Below are 17,991 nucleotides of genomic sequence, written 5' to 3' on the forward strand. Positions count from 1 at the left end.
CGGGGGGTCATGCACGCCCGTCCTCACCCCTCTCTAGGCTGACCGTCTGTCAGTGCACGGACGGGGAGACACGGGGAGACACGCACATGGCTGAAACACGGCGACGGCTGCGCTCGAGCACGGTGGTGCTGGGGGGTATGGGCGTCCTCGCGGCGGCCCTGTCCGCCTGCGGCTCGGACCCGGACCGCCGCTGCGTGGACCGGGACAGCTACGACTACATCAACGGCTACAAGATCGTCGCCGACAAGAACTGCTCGTCCGGCACGTCCTCCTCGGGCAAGGGCCGCAAGAAGACCGGCAAGACCAGGACTGCCGACGCCGACTGGTACTACGACGCCGACGTCAGCGGCGGCTACGCCGACCACGGCACCTTCAGCCGCAGCGAGGCCGTCGACCGGGGCGGCTTCGGCTGCTCGGGCTCCGGCAGTGGCGGCGGCTGACGGGCGGACACGGCGATGGAACGCAGAACCGTCGAACCCCGCCCCGGCTGGCAGCAGACCGTCGAGGAACAGGGCCTGATCTACCCCCTGACCCGCTACCCCGACGACTCCCTGCGCCCCTACTGGGACGAGAGCGCGTACTACGCCTTCTCGCTGGAGGAGGTCGAGGCCCTGGAGGAGGTCGTCGAGGACCTCCACCGCATGTGCCTGGCGGCGGCCGGCCACATCGTCACCGAGGACCGCTTCGCCGACCTCGGCATCACCGACCCCCGGGTGGCCCGCACGGTCGCCGAGGCCTGGCGGCGCCGAGCCGAACTCCCCTCGGTCTACGGTCGTTTCGACCTCCGCTACGACGGCACCGGACCGGCCAAGCTCCTGGAGTACAACGCCGACACCCCCACCTCGCTGGTCGAGGCCGCGTCCCCGCAGTGGTTCTGGATGGAGGACCGCTTCCCCGGCGCCGACCAGTGGAACTCTCTGCACGAACGCCTCATCGACGCGTGGAGGAAACAGGCCGCCCTCCTCCCGCCCGGCAGCCCGCTGTACTTCGCGTACTCCTCCGCCGACGAACTCGGCGAGGACATGATGACGGTCGCCTACCTCAAGGAGACGGCCGAGCAGGCGGGCCTGGCCACCGACTGGATCGCCATGGAGGAGATCGGCTGGGACCGCCTCTCCGGCCGCTTCGTCGACAACCGGCTGCGCTTCATCCGCAGCATCTTCAAGCTCTACCCGTGGGAGTGGCTCACGACCGACCGCTTCGCGGACCACGTCCTGGACACCCTCGACAACGGCGGCGGCACGGGCTCCACCCTGTGGATAGAACCGGCCTGGAAGATGCTCCTCAGCAACAAGGCGCTGCTCGCGATCCTCTGGGAGCTGTACCCGGACCACCCGAACCTCCTCCCCGCGTACCTGGACGGCCCCCGGGACCTGCCGTCCTCCAAGGGCTGGGTGGCCAAGCCCCTCCTGGGCCGCGAGGGCGCGGGCGTCACGATCCACGAGCCCGGATCCGCCCCCACCCTCCGCGACGAGCCCTGCTGCTACCAGCAGCTGGCCCCCCTGCCCGACTTCGACGGCAACCGGGTGGTCCTGGGCGCCTGGGTGGTGGAGAACGAGTCGGCGGGCCTGGGCATCCGGGAGTCCTCGGGCCTGATAACGGACGAGTACGCAAGGTTCCTGCCCCACGTGATCCTTTAGCCGGGGCCGGGGCCGGGGCCGGGGACAGACGCCCTGAAGGGGCGCGGGGCCGTATCGATGTGCGGCCACCGCCGCGTGGGCGCGACAAGCCACCCACCACCCGCGCCCGGCGACGAAGGGCACCCGGTAGGCTGACCGTGGGCCGTGACTGGCGCGCTGGGATGGACGAACCATCGGGGAGCGGCCCGAGCAGACAGAGCCGTGCGCCTGGGCCGTACCGTGAACGCTGAACGCAACGTCCGGAGGTCCACACATGTCAGCCGAGCCCCTCTCCACCGCTTCCACCGCCTACCGCGCCGCCCTCGACGTGATCCGCGCCGTCGAACCCCGGGTGGCGGACGCCATCGGCCAGGAGGTCGCCGACCAGCGCGAGATGCTCAAGCTGATCGCCTCCGAGAACTACGCCTCTCCGGCCACCCTCCTCGCGATGGGCAACTGGTTCAGCGACAAGTACGCCGAGGGCACCATCGGCCGCCGCTTCTACGCCGGCTGCCGCAACGTCGACACCGTCGAGTCCCTCGCCGCCGAGCACGCCAAGGAGCTCTTCGGCGCCCGCCACGCCTACGTCCAGCCGCACTCCGGCATCGACGCCAACCTCGTCGCCTTCTGGGCCGTCCTCGGCGCTCGCGTCGAGGTGCCCTTCCTGGAGAAGACCGGCGTCCGCCAGATCAACGACCTGACCGAGGCCGACTGGGCCGAGCTGCGCCAGGCCTTCGGCAACCAGCGCATGCTCGGCATGTCCCTCGACGCCGGCGGCCACCTCACCCACGGCTTCCGCCCGAACATCTCCGGCAAGATGTTCGACCAGCGCTCCTACGGCACGGACCCGGCCACGGGCCTCATCGACTACGAGGCCCTGCGCACCTCCGCCCGCGAGTTCAAGCCGCTGATCATCGTCGCCGGCTACTCGGCCTACCCCCGTCTGGTGAACTTCCGGATCATGCGGGAGATCGCCGACGAGGTCGGTGCGACGCTCATGGTCGACATGGCGCACTTCGCCGGCCTGGTCGCGGGCAAGGTCCTCACCGGCGACTTCGACCCGGTCCCGCACGCCCAGATCGTGACGACGACCACCCACAAGTCGCTGCGCGGTCCGCGCGGCGGCATGGTCCTGTGCGACGACTCGCTGAAGGACCAGGTCGACCGCGGCTGCCCGATGGTCCTCGGCGGCCCCCTCCCGCACGTCATGGCCGCCAAGGCCGTCGCCCTCGCGGAGGCCCGTCAGGAGTCCTTCCGCGACTACGCCCAGCGCATCGTCGACAACTCCCGCGCGCTGGCCGAAGGCCTGATGCGCCGCGGCGCGACCCTGGTGACCGGCGGCACGGACAACCACCTGAACCTGATCGACGTCGCCTCCTCCTACGGCCTCACCGGCCGCCAGGCCGAGGCCGCCCTGCTCGACTCGGGCATCGTCACCAACCGCAACGCCATCCCCGCCGACCCGAACGGCGCCTGGTACACCTCCGGCATCCGCATCGGCACCCCCGCCCTGACCACCCGGGGCCTCGGCACCGCCGAGATGGACGAGGTCGCCGGCCTCATCGACCGCGTCCTCACCACCGCCGAGCCGGGCACGACCAAGTCGGGCGCGCCCTCCAAGGCGTCCCACGTCCTCGACGCGAAGGTGGCGGACGAGATCTCCCAGCGCGCCACCGACCTCGTGTCCGGCTTCCCGTTGTACCCGGAGATCGACCTGGGCTGAGACCCGCGACTCGTCACCCGTCCCGGCCTGGGCTGGAGACCTGCGGCTCGTCCCCGAGTCCCGGCCCGCGCCGAGGCCCGCGGCTCGTCACCCGTCCAGGTCGATCAGCACCTGACGTGGCTCCTCCCGCGGCGGTCCGGCTTCCCGCCGGGCCGCCGCGCGGCGTATCAGCAGCGTGCCGCCGGCACCGGCCGCGAGCCCCAGCACCCCTGCCGCCACAGCCCAGCGGACATCACCCCGCATCGGCCCGGGCAGGCCGGAGACGGCCGCGTTCCCCACGGGGCCGCCCTCCGCGTCACCCAGCAGCCGCGCCCTGTCCAGCCGGTCGAAGAGCGACCGCGGCGCCCGGTGCCAGCGGATGTCGTCGTCCTCCACGGCGGGCGCCGGATCCGAGCGCACCCAGGGTGTGCCGTCCTCGGCCACCACCAGCTGGTCCTGCCGCTCGACGGCCACGTCCCCGCCCGGCGGCCGGTTGGTGGTGGGCCAGCCGCCGACCCCGGACAGCCCCCAGACCACCGTCAGCCGCACCTGCGGGAAGTCTCCCGCCGTCCACTCCTGTGGAACCCGCTCCGTTCCGCTGAACGTGGGCTCGAGCAGCTGCCACAGCCGGGCGAAGGCCGGCTGCCCCGAGCGCACCGCCGTCGTCCGCCCCGTGCCGCCCTCGACGACCATCGCCACGTCCGGCACGTCCCGCGGCCGCACCGGGGCGGCCACGGCCGACGTCACCGCCACACCACCGCCCAGAGCGCCCGCCACCGCCGGCACCAGCAGACACCACCCCAGACGGCGACGCAGCGCTCCGGCCCCACGAGGGCGCAGCACTCCCGCCGCATGACGGCGCCGCACTCCCGCCGCATCACCGCGCGGCATGCCCGCCTCACCACGGCTCAGTGCCCGGCCCGGGCCCTGTCCTCTCCCCGCCCCACCCAGTCCCCGCATCGGTCCCCTCCCGCTTCCCCACTGCCCCGAACACGGCCCGGAGCAGCCCTCAAGGCCCTCCGCGTGTCCCCACACCCTTGTTACACCGCCGGGGCCGAACGGGATCCCGTCTGTTTCCGGCCGGTTCCGGATCGGCCCCCGGGACCTGAGAGAATGGTGAGCATGGCCTCTGACCGACCTCGCGTGCTCTCCGGGATCCAGCCCACCGCCGGCTCGTTCCACCTCGGCAACTACCTCGGCGCCGTCCGCCAGTGGGTGGCCCTGCAGGAGACCCACGACGCGTTCTACATGGTCGTCGACCTGCACGCGATCACCATCCCGCAGGACCCGAAGGACCTGCGCGCGAACACGCGCCTGGCCGCGGCCCAGCTCCTCGCTGCGGGCCTCGACCCGGACCGCTGCACGCTCTTCGTGCAGAGCCACGTCCCCGAGCACGCCCAGCTCGCCTGGATCATGAACTGCCTCACGGGCTTCGGCGAGGCCGGCCGGATGACCCAGTTCAAGGACAAGTCCGCCAAACAGGGCGCCGAGCGCGCCTCGGTCGGCCTGTTCACGTACCCGATCCTCCAGGTCGCGGACATCCTGCTCTACCAGGCCCACGAGGTCCCGGTCGGCGAGGACCAGCGCCAGCACATCGAGCTCACCCGCGACCTCGCCACGCGCTTCAACGGCCGGTTCGGCGAGACCTTCACGCTGCCGAAGCCGTACATCCTCAAGGAGACGGCGAAGATCTACGACCTCCAGGACCCGTCGATCAAGATGAGCAAGTCGGCGTCCACGCCGAAGGGCCTCATCAACCTCCTCGACGAGCCGAAGGCCACGGCCAAGAAGGTCAAGAGCGCCGTCACCGACACCGACACGGTGATCCGCTACGACGCCGAGAACAAGCCGGGCGTCAGCAACCTCCTGACGATCTACTCGACCCTCACCGGCGAGAGCATCGCCGAGCTGGAGGAGAAGTACACCGGCAAGATGTACGGCGCGCTCAAGACGGACCTCGCCGAGGTCATGGTCGACTTCGTCACGCCGTTCCGGGAGCGCACCCAGCAGTACCTGGACGACCCCGAGACGCTCGACTCGATCCTCGCCAAGGGCGCCGAGAAGGCCCGCGCGGTCGCCGCGGAGACCCTCGCCCAGGCCTACGACAAGGTCGGCTTCCTGCCCGCCAAGCACTGAACCGGCCCCCGCACACACCCGCACCACCGAACAGCGCTGTACATCACTCCGGTTGCGCCTGCCCGTAACCCGGTCGTGGCCGTACAGTCGATAACCGGGTGGTCGTATCAGCGGCCACACTGACACGACAGGAGACGACGTGGGGACCGTAACGATCGGTGTCTCGATCGCGGTCCCGGAGCCTCACGGCAGCGAGCTCCAGCAGCTGCGCGCGGGCTTCGGCGACGCCTCGGCTCACGGCATCCCCACGCATGTCACCCTGCTGCCGCCGACAGAGGTCGACGAGAGCGCCCTGCCGGTGGTCGAGGCGCATCTGGCCGAGGTCGCCGCGGGCGGCCGCGCGTTCCCCATGCGGTTGTCCGGCACCGGCACCTTCCGGCCCGTGTCGCCGGTGGTGTTCGTCCGGGTCGCGGCGGGCGCCGAGGCCTGCACGCTGCTCCAGCAGCAGGTCCGCGACCCCGCCGGGCCGGCCGCACGCGAACTGCAGTTCCCCTACCACCCGCACGTCACCGTCGCGCACGGCATCGACGAGGCGGCCATGGACCGCGCCTTCGAGGAGCTCTCCGGCTACGAGGCCGAGTGGCCCTGCACCGGCTTCGCCCTCTACGAGCAGGGCGCCGACGGTGTCTGGCGCAAACTCCGCGACTTCCCCTTCGGCGGCTCGGTGGTCCCCCCGCAGGCCGGGCGGGTGGAGCGCGGCTCGGTCCCCACCCACTGAGCCTCCCGGCCGGTCAGACCGGCAGTCGCCGGAACACCCCGCGTGGCAGGTGCCGCAGCGCCGCCATCACCACGCGCAGCGTCCCCGGCACCCACACCGTCTCCGAGCGGCGCCGCAGCCCCAGCTCCACGGCCGTCGCGACCGCCTCGGGCGTGGTCGCCAGCGGTGCCTCCGGCAGACCGGCGGTCATCCGCGTCCGCACGAAGCCGGGGCGTACGACCATGACGTGCACCCCCGTGCCGTGCAGCGCGTCGCCCAGGCCCTGCGCGAAGGCGTCGAGGCCGGCCTTGCTGGAGCCGTAGATGAAGTTCGCGCGGCGGGCCCGCTCGCCCGCGACGGAGGACATCACGACCAGCGAGCCGTGCCCCTGGGACTGGAGCGAACGGGCGCACACCAGCCCCGCCGAGACCGCGCCGGTGTAGTTGGTCTGCGCGACCCGCACCGCCGCCTCCGGCTCCCGCTCGTCGCGGGCCTGGTCGCCGAGCAGCCCGAAGGCGAGCAGCACCATGTCGACATCGCCCTCGGCGAAGACCTTGCCGAGCACGGCCTCGTGGGAAGCCGGGTCGAGGGCGTCGAAGGCGACGGTGTGCACGTCGGCCCCGAGCCCGCGCAGCTGCCCGGCGGCCTCCTCCAGCGCGGGGGAGGGGCGGCCGGCCAGCCAGACCGTGCGGGTGCGGCGGGCGATCAGGCGGCGGGCTGTGGCCAGCGCGATCTCCGACGTGCCACCGAGGACGAGCAGGGACTGGGGGAGGCCGAAGGCGTCCTTCATGACAGCAGCTCCTAGAGATTGCTCAGAGACCGAGGCGGCGGGCCAGGTCGGACACGAACACCCCGTGCGGGTCCAACCGGGCGCGCAGCTCGCGGAAGTCGTCGAGGCGCGGGTACATGTGCGCGAGCAGTTCCGGGCGCAGCCGGGCGTCCTTGGCGAGGTAGACGCGACCACCCGCGGCGGCGACCTCCTCGTCCAGCTCGTCGAGGAACGCGCCGAGGCCGGGCAGGCCCGCCGGGATGTCCAGCGCCAGCGTCCAGCCCGGCACCGGAAAGGACAGCCAGCCCGGGTCGGCCTCCCCGAAGCGCTTGAGGACGGCCAGGAAGGACGGGCAGCGGCGCTCGGAGATGCGGCGCACGATGCGGCGCAGGGCGTCCTCCCGGCCCTGGCCGACGACGAACTGGTACTGCACGAAGCCGCCGCGGCCGTAGACGCGGTTCCAGTGGGGCACGCCGTCCAGGGGGTGGAAGAAGCCGGAGATCCGCTGGATCCGGCCGGTGCGGGCGCGGGGGGCCTTGCGGTACCAGAGCTCGTTGAACAGGCCCACCGTCGTCCGGCTGAGCAGGCCCTCGGGGAGGATCGCCGGGGTGGCCGGGAGACGGGGGGTGCGGAAGGCCAGCGGGTCCCGGCGCAGGCGGGCGGGGAGCGCGTCCAGCGGGGCGTGGTCGCCGCGCGTGAGGACCGCGCGCCCGGTGGCGGCGCCCCGGGCCAGCAGGTCGATCCAGGCGACCGAGTAGCGGTACCGGTGGTCGGTGGCCGCCAGCCGGGCCATCAGGTCGTCCAGGTCCGTCGCCCGCTCGGTGTCGACCGACATCAGTGACGTCTCGACGGGCTGGAGCCGGATCGTCGCGGTGAGGATCACGCCGGTCAGGCCCATGCCGCCGGCCGTCGCGTCGAACAGCGGCGTGCCGGGCACCACCGTGCGGATCTCGCCGTCGGCGGAAAGCAGTTCGAGGGCGAGCACGTGCCGCGCGAAGGAGCCGGAGACGTGGTGGTTCTTGCCGTGGATGTCGGCGCCGATCGCCCCGCCGACGGTGACGTAGCGGGTGCCGGGTGTCACCGGCACGAACCAGCCGAGCGGCAGCAGCACCTCCATCAGCCGGTGCAGGGAGACGCCCGCGTCGCACAGCACGGTCCCGCCGTCGGCGTCGATCGCGTGCACCCGGTCCAGGCCCGTCATGTCGAGCACGGACCCGCCCGCGTTCTGCGCCGCGTCCCCGTACGCCCGTCCCAGGCCCCGGGGGATCCCGCCGCGCGCCCCGCAGTCCCGGACGGCCGCCGCGGCCTCCTCGTACGTCCGGGGGCGGACCACCCATGCGGCAGTGGGGGCAGTGCGGCCCCAGCCCGTGACGGTGGTGTGGTCCAGGCCCATGACGTCCGGGTCGGAATCGGTGTCGGCAGACATGTCTGTGACCGTATCGCCCTATCGAGAGCGAATAGTTAGCAAACATGGCATCCCTCCCCGAAATGGGTGATTAATGGGATGTCGCCCAATATTGCCGGAGTTCAGGCCTCAAGGGCGTGAACAGTGAGTCCACATGGACGACCTCGACGACCTGCACGACATGGACCACCGGATCGTTTCGGCGCTCAGGGAGTGCGGCACCGACCCGCGCGTGGCGGGCGCCGCTCGTGCCCTGTCCTGGGCGGGGGAGCACGCGGCGCTGTGGCTGGCGGCCGGGCTCGCCGGAGCCGCCGTCGACGGCGGGCGACGCGGCGCCTGGCTGCGCGGCACCGCACTGACCGCGGGGGCGCACCTGGTGAGCATGGGGGTGAAACGGGTCGTGCGCAGGCCGCGCCCCGCGCACGTCGAGCCGCTGGTGCACACCGCCGGCCGGCACTCCTTCCCCAGCTCGCACGCCGCCTCCGCGGCGGCCGCAGCCGTCGCCTTCGGCGCCCTGGGCGCCCACGCGGTCCCGCCACTGGCCGGTCTGGTGTGCGTCTCACGGCTGGTGGCCGGTGTCCACTTCCCCACGGACATCGCCGCCGGGGCGGCCCTCGGCGCCCTCACGGCCCGGCTAGGCGCCCGCTGGATGCGGGAGGGCGCCCACCATGAGTGAGACGGCCGTCCTGCGGCAGCGCACCCACGAGGAGCGGCCCGCACCACCCCACAAGGGCGGTCTCCTGGCCGGTCTCCTCAGGACCGCGCGCCCCAAGCAGTGGGTCAAGAACGTCCTCGTCGTCGCCGCCCCGGCCGCCGCCGGTGAGCTCTTCTCCGGGCACGCGCTGCTCCGACTCGCCCTCGTCTTCTGCCTCTTCACCGCCTGCGCCGCCGCCGTCTACCTCGTCAACGACGCCCGCGACGCCGACGCCGACCGCGCCCACCCCACCAAACGGCACCGCCCGGTCGCCGCCGGGCAGGTCCCGGTACCCGTCGCCTACGCCGTCGGCGGCTGCCTGGGCGTCCTTGCGCCCGCCGCCGCGGCCTGGCTGTGCGGCCCGGCCGTCGCGACCCTGCTGACCGCCTACCTCGCCATGCAACTCGCCTACTGCATCAGCCTCAAGCACGTGCTGGTCGTCGACCTGGCCGTCATCACCACCGGCTTCCTGATGCGGGCCATGGTCGGCGGACTCGCCCTGGGCATCCCGCTCTCCCGCTGGTTCCTGATCACCACCGGTTTCGGCGCGCTGTTCATGGTGTCCGCCAAGCGCTACTCGGAAGCCGTCCAGATGGCCGGAAAGGCGGGCGCCACCCGCGCGTTGCTCACCGAGTACACCACCGGCTACCTCCGCTTCGTCTGGCAGCTCGCGGCCGGCGTCGCCGTCCTCGGCTACTGCCTGTGGGCCATGGAGGAGGGCGGCGTCCCGCACACCAGCGTGCTGCCCTGGCGCCAACTGTCCATGGTCGCCTTCATCCTGGCGATCCTGCGCTACGCCGTCTTCGCCGACCGCGGCACGGCCGGCGAACCCGAGGACGTCGTCCTGGGCGACCGGGCCCTCGCGCTCATCGGCATCGCCTGGGTGGCGATGTACGGCCTGGCCGTGGCCGACTGGTGACCACGCGCACCTGGCGGAGCACCCCGCTCCCGGGCCGCCGGGAACTGCTCGGCTTCGCCGGCGTCGGGCTCCTCGCCTACGCCGTCGACCTCGCCCTGTTCACCGCCCTGCGCGGCCCCGCCGGACTCGACCCGATCACCGCCAAGTCCCTGTCGTTCCTGGCCGCCTGCACGGTCGCCTACGCGGGCAACGCCCTCGGCACCTACCGCACCGCACGCGCACCGGGCCTGCGGGCGTACGCCGTGTTCTTCGCGGTGAACCTCGCCGGAGCCGCCGTACAACTGCTCTGCCTGGCCGTCAGCCACTACGGCCTCGGCCTCACCTCGCAGCGCGCGGACACCGTCTCCGGCGCGGTCATCGGTATGGCGCTGGCCACAGTCCTGCGGTTCTGGGGTACCCGTACATGGGTGTTCCGGGCGGAGGGCAGAGTCGGATCATGGACTGGCTGAAAAGACTCCCGGTGGTCGGGGCGTGGGCGGAACGGCTGATGATCACCCACGCCTGGCGGTCGTACGAGCGGCTCGACCGCGTGAAGTGGACACGGCTGGCCGCCGCGATGACCTTCACCAGTTTCGTCGCGCTGTTCCCGCTGCTGACGGTGTCCGCCACCATCGCCGCAGCCACGCTCAGCACGGAGCAGGAACACCGGCTTCAGGACAAGCTCGCCGAGCAGGTCCCCGGCATCTCCGACCAGCTCGACATCGCCGGGCTGGTCGACAACGCCGGCACCATCGGGCTCATCGCGGGCGCCCTGCTGTTCTTCACCGGCGTCAGCTGGGCCGGCTCGATGCGTGAGTGCCTGCGGGCGGTGTGGGAGCTGTCCGACGAGGAGGAGAACCCCGTCCTGCGCTACGGCAAGGACGCGGGCGTCCTGATCGGCCTCGGCGGCGCGCTCCTCGTCACCATCGCCGCCTCCGCCGTCGCCTCCGCCATGATCGGCTGGATCACCGGGGAAGCAGGCATCGAGGAGGGCGGCTGGGGCGGGGCCCTGCTGCACATCGCCGCGTTCCTGATCGCCGTGCTCGCGAACTTCCTGCTCCTGCTCTACGTCCTGACGCTGCTGCCCGGCGTCGAGCCCACCCGGCACCGCCTGTTCGTCGCGGCGCTGACCGGCGCGATCGGTTTTGAACTGCTGAAGCTGCTGCTCAGCGGCTATCTGCAGGGCGTGGCGGCGAAGAGCATGTACGGCGCGTTCGGGGTGCCCGTCGCGCTGCTGCTGTGGATCAACTTCACCTCGAAACTGGTGCTGTTCTGCGCCGCCTGGACGGCGACGCAGAGCAAGGAGGAGGAGGTCCCGAACCTCACGACCGGTCCCGGCGGCGCACCAGATCCGGCAGCGGCCACCGGCGGTTGACGAGGAACGCGCCGCCCGCGAGCAGTACCAGCACCCCACCCGTGATGCCGAGCGCCGTTCCCATGCCGCTGGAGCCGTCCGCGGCCGGGGCACTGGCCACCGGCTTCGAGCCGGTCCCGGCCGTGCCGCTGCCGCCGTCCCCGGAACCGCCCGCCTCGCCCGAGGGGTTCGCGTCGGGCTCCGCCTGCCCGGCGCCCTTGGGCGGCACCAGCTCGCCCACCGGCTGCACCTTCCCGGCCGCCTTGAAGCCCCAGTCGAACAGCCGGGCCGTCTCCTTGTAGACCTCGTTGTGCTCGGGCTTCTCCGGGTTCATCACCGTCACCAGCAGCACCTTGCCGCCGCGCTCGGCGACGCCGGTGAAGGTGGCGCCCGCGTTGGTGGTGTTGCCGTTCTTGACGCCTGCGATGCCCTGGTAGACCGGCACGTCGGAGTCGCCGGCGAGCAGCCGGTTGGTGTTCTGGATCTCGAAGGACTCGCGGACCTGCTTGCCCTTCTTGCCCTTCTTCGTCTGGCCCGGGAACTTGGCGCTGACCGTCGAGCAGTACTCCCGGAAGTCCTTCTTCTGCAGCCCCGAGCGGGCGAACAGCGTCAGGTCGTAAGCGGAGGAGACCTGCCCCTCGGCGTCGTAGCCGTCCGGGCTGACGACGTGCGTGTCGAGGGCCTGGAGCTCCTCGGCGTGCTCGTTCATGTCCTTGACGGTGGTGTCGACGCCCCCGTTCATGGCGGACAGCACGTGCACGGCGTCGTTGCCGGAGCGCAGGAAGACGCCCAGCCACAGGTCGTGGACCGTGTACGTCTCCTCCTCCTTTATCCCGACCATGCTGGAGCCCGCGCCGATGCCGGCCATGTCGGAGGGCACGACCTTGTGCTTGGCGTCCCTCGGGAACTTCGGCAGCAGCGTGTCCGCGAACAGCATCTTCAGCGTGCTCGCCGGGGCGAGGCGCCAGTGCGCGTTGTGCGAGGCCAGCACGTCTCCGGACTCGGCGTCGGCGACGATCCAGGAGCGCGCGCTCACGTCCTTCGGCAGCGCCGGTACGCCGGCCGCCAGGTTCACCTGCGTGTCCGGCCTGCCGAGCCGGGCGCCGCCCACGCTCGACATCGCGGCCGGGGGAGTGGCCGAGGGGCTCGCGCTCGCCGACGGGCTGTCCGAGGGCTTCGGCGCGGCGACGGCGGCGGGTGCGGCCAGGGCGAGGGACGACAGGACGGCGGAGGTGACCAGCAGGGATCGCCTGGTGGTCTTGTTCGGAGCGGGCACGATCGGAAACGTACATGCCGTACGGGGGGAAGTCCCGTCTCCGGCCCCACCCCGCGAACGGAACCGGACACGGCCTGGCGATACTGGGTGCATGAAGCTCAGCCGCCCCGTCTCCTGGTTCCTGCTCGCCTTCGGGGTGTGGAGCTGGGTCATCTGGATCACTTTCGTCAAGAACCTGGTCAAGGACGGCAGCGGGCTCGCCTTCGACGACGGTCGTCCCACGGCCTACTTCTGGGTGCACCTGCTGCTCGCCGTCGTTTCCTTCGTATTGGGGACGGTCATCGGGGCCATCGGGTTGCGTGGTCTGCGCGCACTGCGCCGGACGTCATAGCGGCGATCGGGAGAGACGACACCGTGGTCATCGTTTTCGTGCTCGTCGCCGTGCTGGTCCTGGCCGTCGTCGTGACGGCCAACTGGTACGTGTGGCGCCGTCTGTTCCGCGACACGACCGGCGGCCCGGGTCTCGTCCGCCGCGCGGGCGCGGTCCTCATCGCCGGCGGCTGGGCCCTCGCGATCGGGGCCCTGGTCGCCGAACGCTCCGGCGCCCCCTTCCGGCTCCAGCAGGTGCTGGCCTGGCCGGGCTTCCTGTGGCTGGCCCTGTCGATATACCTGCTGCTGGCAGTGGTGGCCGGCGACATCGTCCGCCCGCTCCTGCGCCGCTTCCTCGAACACCGGGCGAGACGGACGGAACAGCGCAACGGCAGCGGTGCGGCCGCCACCGCTGTCCCCGTGCCCGCGTCGGTCTCACGGGCGGGCGGCGGCGGACCGACCGCTGCCGACGGGGCATCCCCAGCCGTCTCACAGCCGGACGCCGGTGTCGGCGCGTCCACGGCCGAGACCGCCGCGCCACAGGCGAACGGCAGTGGCGCGGCGCCGCCCCGGCCCGCGACCGGCGATACCGATGGAGCACCTGCGTCCGCCGCCCCGGCGCCCGCGACCGGCGACGCCGAAAGGGCGCCGGCCCCCGCCGCCCCGGCCGGCCCCACCCGCCGCCTCTTCGTCTCCCGGGTCGTCGCCGGGGCCGCCGCGGCCGCTGCTGTCGGGACCGTGGGCTACGGGACGTATGGTGTGCTGCGCGGGCCGCAGGTCAAGCGGGTCACCGTGCCCCTGGCCAAGCTGCCGCGCGCCGCGCACGGCTACCGGATCGCCGTGGTCAGTGACGTGCACCTCGGCCCGGTCCTCGGACGCGGCTTCGCGCAGAAGGTCGTCGACACGATCAACGGAACCCAGCCCGACCTGATCGCGGTCGTCGGCGACCTGGTCGACGGCAGCGTGAAGGACCTCGGCCCCGCGGCCGCCCCGCTCGCCCGGCTGAGGGCCCGTCACGGCTCCTACTTCGTCACCGGCAACCACGAGTACTTCTCCGGTGCCGAGCAGTGGGTCGAGGAGGTCCGCCGCCTGGGCATCGACCCCCTGGAGAACGCCCGCCGGGAGATGCCGTACTTCGACCTGGCCGGAGTCAACGACATCGCGGGCGAGGACGAGGGCCAAGGCCCCGACTTCGCGAAGGCACTGGGCGACCGCGACACCGCACGCGCCTGCGTGCTGCTCGCCCACCAGCCCGTCCAGATCCACGACGCCGTCGAGCACGGCGTCGACCTCCAGCTCTCCGGCCACACCCACGGCGGCCAGCTCTGGCCCGGCAATCTCATCGCCGCCGGCGCCAACCCGACCCTCGCGGGCCTGGACCGCTACGGCGACACCCAGCTCTACGTCTCGCGCGGCGCCGGCGCCTGGGGCCCGCCCACCCGCGTGGGCGCGCCGTCGGACATCACCGTGATCGAGCTGGCGTCGAAGCAGGCCTGAGTGCGCGCACCCTGTGGGAACGCTGTGAAACCGCACCGAAAGGCGCATCGGTAAGTTCTTTCCCAACTCATCCGATCTCCCTTCCCCCTGCTCGAAATCCTGTGATTGGGTGAGCCCGCCGCAAAGGGGTGCGGCACACGCACAAAGGTCTTCAGGGGCCTGGGGAGGGCAAAGCCGATGCGATCGGTTCGCATACGGATACTCGCGGGGCTGCTCGTCCTGGCCGCCGCGGGCGTGGGCGCCTGGCAGTTCCTGCCGTCGAAGGGCGACGGGAAGACCATCACGGTCGGTACGACGGACGGCGTCACCTCGCTCGATCCCGCCGGTGCCTACGACGCGGGCTCCTGGGCGCTGTTCAGCAACGTCTTCCAGTCGCTGCTGACCTTCGCGCCGGGCGGCACCGCCCCCGTGCCGGACGCGGCGAAGAGCTGTGCCTTCGTCCACGGAGACCTCACCACGTACCGCTGTGAGCTGCGCGACGGCCTCACCTTCCCCAGCGGCCGGGCGATGAACGCCGAGGACGTGAAGTACTCCTTCGACCGGATCCTGCGGATCAAGGCCCCCGTCGGCCCGGCGTCCCTGCTCGGCACACTCGGTTCGGTGGACGCCGACGGCATGACCGTCACCTTTCACCTGACCTCGCCCGACGCGACGTTCCCCTTCAAGGTGGCCACCGGCGCCGGCTCGATCGTCGACCACACCGCCTACCCGGCCGTCAAGCTCCGCACCGACGCCGGTGTCGACGGGACGGGCCCGTACACCCTCACCTCGTACACGAAGGACCATGAGGCGGTCCTCGCGCCCAACCCGCACTACCGGGGTGCCGTCAGCGGCACCGGCCGGCCCGTCGACATGCGCTACTACACGACCCCCCAGGCCCTGGACACGGCCTGGAAGGACAAGCAGGTCGACGTCGCGACCGACCAGCTGCCGCCCGGCGTCCTGGCCGGACTCAACCCGAGCGACCCCGCCCAGCACGTCTACGAGGCGGACGGCTCGGAGACCCGCAACCTGTACTTCAACACGCGTTCGGGCAAGCCGCTGCACGACCCGAAGGTCCGGCAGGCCATGGCCTGGCTGATCGACCGCGAGGCGCTGGCCGCCACCGTCTACGACGGCACCGTCGACCCGCTGTACTCCCTGATTCCGGCAGGCCTGACCGGGCACACCGCCTCGTTCTTCGACGACTATCCGAAGCCCGACCCGGACAAGGCCCGGCAGCTCCTCACGAAGGCAGGCGTGAGCCTGCCGGTGCACTTCACCTACGGCTACGCCAAGGGACGCGGCGCCGGTGAGCAGGAGGCGGCCGAGATCAAGAAGGAGCTGGAGGCGAGCGGTCTGTTCCAGGTCACCCTCAAGGGCTACGAGTGGACCGCCTTCCAGAAGCAGTGGGCGACCGGCAAGCTCGACGCGTACGCCGTCGGCTGGGTCGCCGACTTCCCCGACCCGGACACCTTCGGCGCCGCGCTCGTCGGCACCGGCAGCGCCATGAACACCGGCTACAGCAGCAAGACCGTCGACCGGCTCATCAAGGACAGCCGGCGCTTCGCCGAGCGGACCGAGGCCGAGCGGGACTTCCGCTCGGTGCAGGACACCGTCGCCGAGGACGTCCCGGTGCTGCCGCTGTGGCAGGCCAAGGAGTACGTCGTCACCACCGAGGACGTGGGCGGCGGCCAGTACCTCTCGGACGGCACGGGCGTGTTCCGCCTGTGGAGCCTCACGTCACTCTGAGGTCGGCGCTGGTCGCGCCCCCGCGGGTCAGGGGCCGGTGCGGGGGTCGGTCCGGCGCCGTGACGCCGGATCGGGGATGGCGTTCGTCATGCCCGGCAGGAACTCCGTGAACAGTTCGTGCACCTCGCGCACGAGCGGCCGCAGCACCCGGAAGCGGGCCAGGGCGACACCCCGCGCGGTGAGCCGGGCACCGCGCTCGGCCAGCCGGTAGCTGCGCTCGCGCCCCTCGGTGCGGTCGAAGATCCAGTACAGGACGAGTCCCATCTGGGACAGCCACATCAACTCGGGCAGGATGTCCCGCAGTTCCTCGGGCACCTTGGTCTTCGTGGCCCCGGCGAGCACCTCCCGGTGGACGCTGATGGCCTCCTCGCGCGCGTGCTCGGACTCGGGGGAGAAGGGGCTGAGCGGGCTGTCCGGGTCGGCGGCGTTCTTGAAGAACTGCACCGCGAACTCGTGGTAGGGCGCGGCGATGTCGAGCCAGGCCCGCAGCACCCCCGCGAGCCGGGCCTCCAGGTCGCGCTCCCGGTCCAGGATCTCCCGGACCGCCACCTGGTGCTCGGCGGCGATCCGGTCGTAGAAGCCCTGGATCAGATGCTCCTTGCCCGCGAAGTAGTAGTACGCGTTGCCGACGGAGACCCCGGCCTCCTTGGCGATGGCCCGCATCGTCGTCTTGTCGTAACCGCGCTCCTGGAACAGCCGCATGGCCGTCTCCAGGATCAGGGCGCGGGTCTGCTCGGACTTGGTGGGGAGGGCGCCGTCGTCGGGGCCGTCGTTCTTCGCGGACACGGAAAGAGAGCCTAACGTCAGCACCGGTGCGGCTACCGGTACGGCTGCCGAGGGGCGCAGGTGCCGTCGGCGCAGCCCGGCGCGGTGTAACTCCAGCCGCTGTCCGGGTCGTACGACCAGCCGTCCGCCCGCCGGTAGACCCGGCCGCCCCACTGCGCCCCACCGCGCTGCCCCCGCTGCCACTGCGCGCCGCCGCCCTGCCCCCTCCACTGCGCGCCGCGCCACTTGGCGGCGGCGAGCACCGCGCCCTTGGCGAGCAGGGCGCCGGACGGGGTGCTCAGCCGGTGGGCGAGCGGGCGGTGCTCGCGCAGCGCCCACAGGGTGACCACCCAGGCGGCCGGGCCCCGGTAGACCTGCCCGGCGTCGCCGACGACGGTGATCTCGTCGAGGGTGGCGCCGTGGTCGAGCCCGGGAAAGCGCCGCCGGGCCTCGTCGGAGGCGGCCGGGACCAGCTCCAACGGCACCAGCTTCGGCTGCCGCAGGAGCCAGTCGCGCAGGAACGCGCACAGGGAGCACTCGGCGTCGTACAGGACGGTGAGCCGGCGGACCGGGGCGGCCGCGCGTGTGCCGGTGGCGTTCATTCCGGTCGTGCTGGTGCTGGTGCTGGTGCTGGTGCCGGTGGCGTTCACGTGGGTCTCCGCTCAGGCCTGCGGCTGCGGGGCGACCCAGCCCTGCGGCGGGACCGGCGGCACCTGCTCCCGCTCCATGGCGCCCCGGCGCCGGATCCGGTTGAGTACGTAGACGTTGGCCAGGTGCATCACGCCGAGCACGAGCAGCACCACGCCGAGCTTGGTCGACAGGGCCTCGAAGATCCCGCGGGCGTCGCTGATGGTCCCGTCGCCGCTCAGGTACAGCGCGACGAACCCGAGGTTGACGAGGTAGAAGCCGACCACCAGCAGGTGGTTGACGGCGTCGGCGAGCTTCTCGTTGCCGTGCAGCACGTCGGCGAGGAAGACCCTGCCGTTACGGCTGAGCGTGCGGGCCACCCAGATGGTCAGACCGATGCTGACCAGCAGGTAGATGACATAGGCGATGACCGTGCGGTCCATAGCCCCACCCTTCTTGAACACGTTCAAAACGCTGTCGGAGATGACTGTAGACCTACTTTTGAACATGTT

The 17,991-nt window shown here is 71.9% G+C and carries 19 protein-coding genes and 1 riboswitch; of the genes, 12 read left to right on the forward strand and 7 right to left on the reverse strand.

Going from position 1 to position 17,991, the window contains the following annotated elements:
- The first annotated feature begins 86 nt into the window (after positions 1–86).
- From AB0B29_RS06575 to AB0B29_RS06585, 3 genes are all read left to right on the forward strand, one after another.
- Positions 87–440, forward strand: coding sequence for a hypothetical protein (locus tag AB0B29_RS06575; RefSeq protein ID WP_362234786.1), 354 nt, complete (start codon positions 87–89; stop codon positions 438–440).
- A gap of 15 nt (positions 441–455) precedes the next feature.
- Positions 456–1,640 carry a glutathionylspermidine synthase family protein gene (locus tag AB0B29_RS06580; protein WP_362234788.1) on the forward strand — a complete coding sequence of 395 codons (1,185 nt, stop codon included), beginning with the start codon at positions 456–458 and terminating at the stop codon, positions 1,638–1,640.
- A gap of 134 nt (positions 1,641–1,774) precedes the next feature.
- A riboswitch (ZMP/ZTP riboswitch) is annotated at positions 1,775–1,860 on the forward strand.
- A 33-nt stretch (positions 1,861–1,893) separates the two neighbouring features.
- Positions 1,894–3,342, forward strand: coding sequence for a glycine hydroxymethyltransferase (locus AB0B29_RS06585; RefSeq protein WP_362234791.1), 1,449 nt, complete (start codon positions 1,894–1,896; stop codon positions 3,340–3,342).
- 87 nt (positions 3,343–3,429) lie between these two features.
- Here AB0B29_RS06585 and AB0B29_RS06590 read toward each other — a convergent pair whose 3' ends face one another.
- A complete protein-coding gene (locus AB0B29_RS06590) occupies positions 3,430–4,212 on the reverse strand; it encodes a hypothetical protein (protein WP_362234794.1) in 783 nt (260 codons plus the stop codon).
- Between the two features lie 231 nt (positions 4,213–4,443).
- Here AB0B29_RS06590 and trpS point away from each other — a divergent pair, with 231 nt between their 5' ends.
- Both trpS and AB0B29_RS06600 read left to right on the forward strand, forming a co-directional pair.
- A complete protein-coding gene (gene trpS / locus AB0B29_RS06595; protein ID WP_142160359.1) occupies positions 4,444–5,457 on the forward strand; it encodes a tryptophan--tRNA ligase in 1,014 nt (337 codons plus the stop codon).
- A 139-nt stretch (positions 5,458–5,596) separates the two neighbouring features.
- Entirely contained in the window at positions 5,597–6,175 is a 579-nt protein-coding gene (locus AB0B29_RS06600; protein ID WP_362234796.1) for a 2'-5' RNA ligase family protein, read from the forward strand.
- A gap of 13 nt (positions 6,176–6,188) precedes the next feature.
- Here the strand turns inward: AB0B29_RS06600 and AB0B29_RS06605 are convergent, their stop codons facing one another.
- Together AB0B29_RS06605 and AB0B29_RS06610 are read right to left on the reverse strand one after the other, a co-directional pair.
- Entirely contained in the window at positions 6,189–6,944 is a 756-nt protein-coding gene (locus AB0B29_RS06605) for a decaprenylphospho-beta-D-erythro-pentofuranosid-2-ulose 2-reductase (protein WP_104777784.1), read from the reverse strand.
- Positions 6,945–6,966: 22 nt separating this feature from the next.
- The gene (locus AB0B29_RS06610; protein WP_362234799.1) at positions 6,967–8,349 is read right to left on the reverse strand and encodes an FAD-binding oxidoreductase; all 1,383 of its coding nucleotides are present in this window, start codon (positions 8,347–8,349) and stop codon (positions 6,967–6,969) included.
- Between the two features lie 133 nt (positions 8,350–8,482).
- On the opposite strand from AB0B29_RS06610, the gene AB0B29_RS06615 reads away from it, so the two are divergent.
- The 4 genes from AB0B29_RS06615 to AB0B29_RS06630 are packed head-to-tail and all read left to right on the forward strand — an operon-like array spanning position 8,483 to position 11,295.
- Positions 8,483–9,004, forward strand: coding sequence for a phosphatase PAP2 family protein (locus AB0B29_RS06615; RefSeq protein WP_362234802.1), 522 nt, complete (start codon positions 8,483–8,485; stop codon positions 9,002–9,004).
- Positions 8,997–9,941 (forward strand): decaprenyl-phosphate phosphoribosyltransferase, encoded by a 945-nt coding sequence (locus AB0B29_RS06620; protein ID WP_362234805.1) that lies wholly within the window; start codon positions 8,997–8,999, stop codon positions 9,939–9,941. The genes AB0B29_RS06615 and AB0B29_RS06620 overlap by 8 nt, the downstream gene beginning before the upstream one ends.
- Positions 9,935–10,390: a GtrA family protein gene (locus tag AB0B29_RS06625; RefSeq protein ID WP_436845806.1), complete on the forward strand. Its 456-nt coding sequence runs from the start codon at positions 9,935–9,937 to the stop codon at positions 10,388–10,390. Before AB0B29_RS06620 ends, AB0B29_RS06625 begins: the two co-directional genes overlap by 7 nt.
- Positions 10,378–11,295, forward strand: coding sequence for a YihY/virulence factor BrkB family protein (locus tag AB0B29_RS06630; RefSeq protein WP_362234811.1), 918 nt, complete (start codon positions 10,378–10,380; stop codon positions 11,293–11,295). Before AB0B29_RS06625 ends, AB0B29_RS06630 begins: the two co-directional genes overlap by 13 nt.
- Here the strand turns inward: AB0B29_RS06630 and AB0B29_RS06635 are convergent.
- Entirely contained in the window at positions 11,243–12,550 is a 1,308-nt protein-coding gene (locus tag AB0B29_RS06635; protein WP_362234813.1) for a D-alanyl-D-alanine carboxypeptidase family protein, read from the reverse strand. The two genes, AB0B29_RS06630 and AB0B29_RS06635, sit on opposite strands and share 53 nt — an antisense overlap.
- Positions 12,551–12,641: 91 nt before the next feature.
- On the opposite strand from AB0B29_RS06635, the gene AB0B29_RS06640 reads away from it, so the two are divergent.
- The 3 genes from AB0B29_RS06640 (at position 12,642) to AB0B29_RS06650 (ending at position 16,087) form a co-directional block, all read left to right on the forward strand.
- The gene (locus tag AB0B29_RS06640) at positions 12,642–12,881 is read left to right on the forward strand and encodes an SCO4848 family membrane protein (RefSeq protein ID WP_003992504.1); all 240 of its coding nucleotides are present in this window, start codon (positions 12,642–12,644) and stop codon (positions 12,879–12,881) included.
- Between the two features lie 23 nt (positions 12,882–12,904).
- Positions 12,905–14,356 (forward strand): metallophosphoesterase, encoded by a 1,452-nt coding sequence (locus tag AB0B29_RS06645; RefSeq protein WP_362234815.1) that lies wholly within the window; start codon positions 12,905–12,907, stop codon positions 14,354–14,356.
- A 177-nt stretch (positions 14,357–14,533) separates the two neighbouring features.
- Positions 14,534–16,087 carry an ABC transporter substrate-binding protein gene (locus AB0B29_RS06650; protein WP_362234818.1) on the forward strand — a complete coding sequence of 518 codons (1,554 nt, stop codon included), beginning with the start codon at positions 14,534–14,536 and terminating at the stop codon, positions 16,085–16,087.
- Between the two features lie 27 nt (positions 16,088–16,114).
- Here the strand turns inward: AB0B29_RS06650 and AB0B29_RS06655 are convergent, their stop codons facing one another.
- The 3 genes from AB0B29_RS06655 to AB0B29_RS06665 are packed head-to-tail and all read right to left on the reverse strand — an operon-like array spanning position 16,115 to position 17,922.
- Complete coding sequence (locus AB0B29_RS06655) at positions 16,115–16,873, reverse strand: TetR/AcrR family transcriptional regulator (RefSeq protein ID WP_362234820.1); 759 nt, start codon at positions 16,871–16,873, stop codon at positions 16,115–16,117.
- 32 nt (positions 16,874–16,905) lie between these two features.
- Complete coding sequence (locus AB0B29_RS06660) at positions 16,906–17,454, reverse strand: thiol-disulfide oxidoreductase DCC family protein (RefSeq protein ID WP_362235652.1); 549 nt, start codon at positions 17,452–17,454, stop codon at positions 16,906–16,908.
- A gap of 60 nt (positions 17,455–17,514) precedes the next feature.
- On the reverse strand, positions 17,515–17,922 hold the full coding sequence (locus AB0B29_RS06665; RefSeq protein ID WP_361868176.1) for a hypothetical protein: 408 nt from the start codon (positions 17,920–17,922) through the stop codon (positions 17,515–17,517).
- Between the last annotated feature and the right edge of the window lie 69 nt (positions 17,923–17,991).

This window comes from Streptomyces tibetensis, from assembly GCF_040647715.1.
Taxonomy (GTDB): Bacteria; Actinomycetota; Actinomycetes; order Streptomycetales; family Streptomycetaceae; genus Streptomyces; species Streptomyces tibetensis_A.

Bases quoted from the DNA above. Each gene is read 5' to 3' on its own strand.
- trpS (WP_142160359.1), top strand. From the start codon at position 4,444: ATGGCCTCTGACCGACCTCGCGTGCTCTCCGGGATCCAGCCCACCGCC.
- AB0B29_RS06610 (WP_362234799.1), bottom strand. From the start codon at position 8,349: ATGTCTGCCGACACCGATTCCGACCCGGACGTCATGGGCCTGGACCAC.
- AB0B29_RS06665 (WP_361868176.1), bottom strand. From the start codon at position 17,922: ATGGACCGCACGGTCATCGCCTATGTCATCTACCTGCTGGTCAGCATC.
- AB0B29_RS06580 (WP_362234788.1), top strand. From the start codon at position 456: ATGGAACGCAGAACCGTCGAACCCCGCCCCGGCTGGCAGCAGACCGTC.
- AB0B29_RS06590 (WP_362234794.1), bottom strand. From the start codon at position 4,212: ATGCCGCGCGGTGATGCGGCGGGAGTGCGGCGCCGTCATGCGGCGGGA.
- AB0B29_RS06605 (WP_104777784.1), bottom strand. From the start codon at position 6,944: ATGAAGGACGCCTTCGGCCTCCCCCAGTCCCTGCTCGTCCTCGGTGGC.
- AB0B29_RS06650 (WP_362234818.1), top strand. From the start codon at position 14,534: ATGCGATCGGTTCGCATACGGATACTCGCGGGGCTGCTCGTCCTGGCC.
- AB0B29_RS06575 (WP_362234786.1), top strand. From the start codon at position 87: ATGGCTGAAACACGGCGACGGCTGCGCTCGAGCACGGTGGTGCTGGGG.
- AB0B29_RS06615 (WP_362234802.1), top strand. From the start codon at position 8,483: ATGGACGACCTCGACGACCTGCACGACATGGACCACCGGATCGTTTCG.
- AB0B29_RS06660 (WP_362235652.1), bottom strand. From the start codon at position 17,454: ATGAACGCCACCGGCACACGCGCGGCCGCCCCGGTCCGCCGGCTCACC.
- AB0B29_RS06630 (WP_362234811.1), top strand. From the start codon at position 10,378: ATGGACTGGCTGAAAAGACTCCCGGTGGTCGGGGCGTGGGCGGAACGG.
- AB0B29_RS06620 (WP_362234805.1), top strand. From the start codon at position 8,997: ATGAGTGAGACGGCCGTCCTGCGGCAGCGCACCCACGAGGAGCGGCCC.
- AB0B29_RS06585 (WP_362234791.1), top strand. From the start codon at position 1,894: ATGTCAGCCGAGCCCCTCTCCACCGCTTCCACCGCCTACCGCGCCGCC.
- AB0B29_RS06640 (WP_003992504.1), top strand. From the start codon at position 12,642: ATGAAGCTCAGCCGCCCCGTCTCCTGGTTCCTGCTCGCCTTCGGGGTG.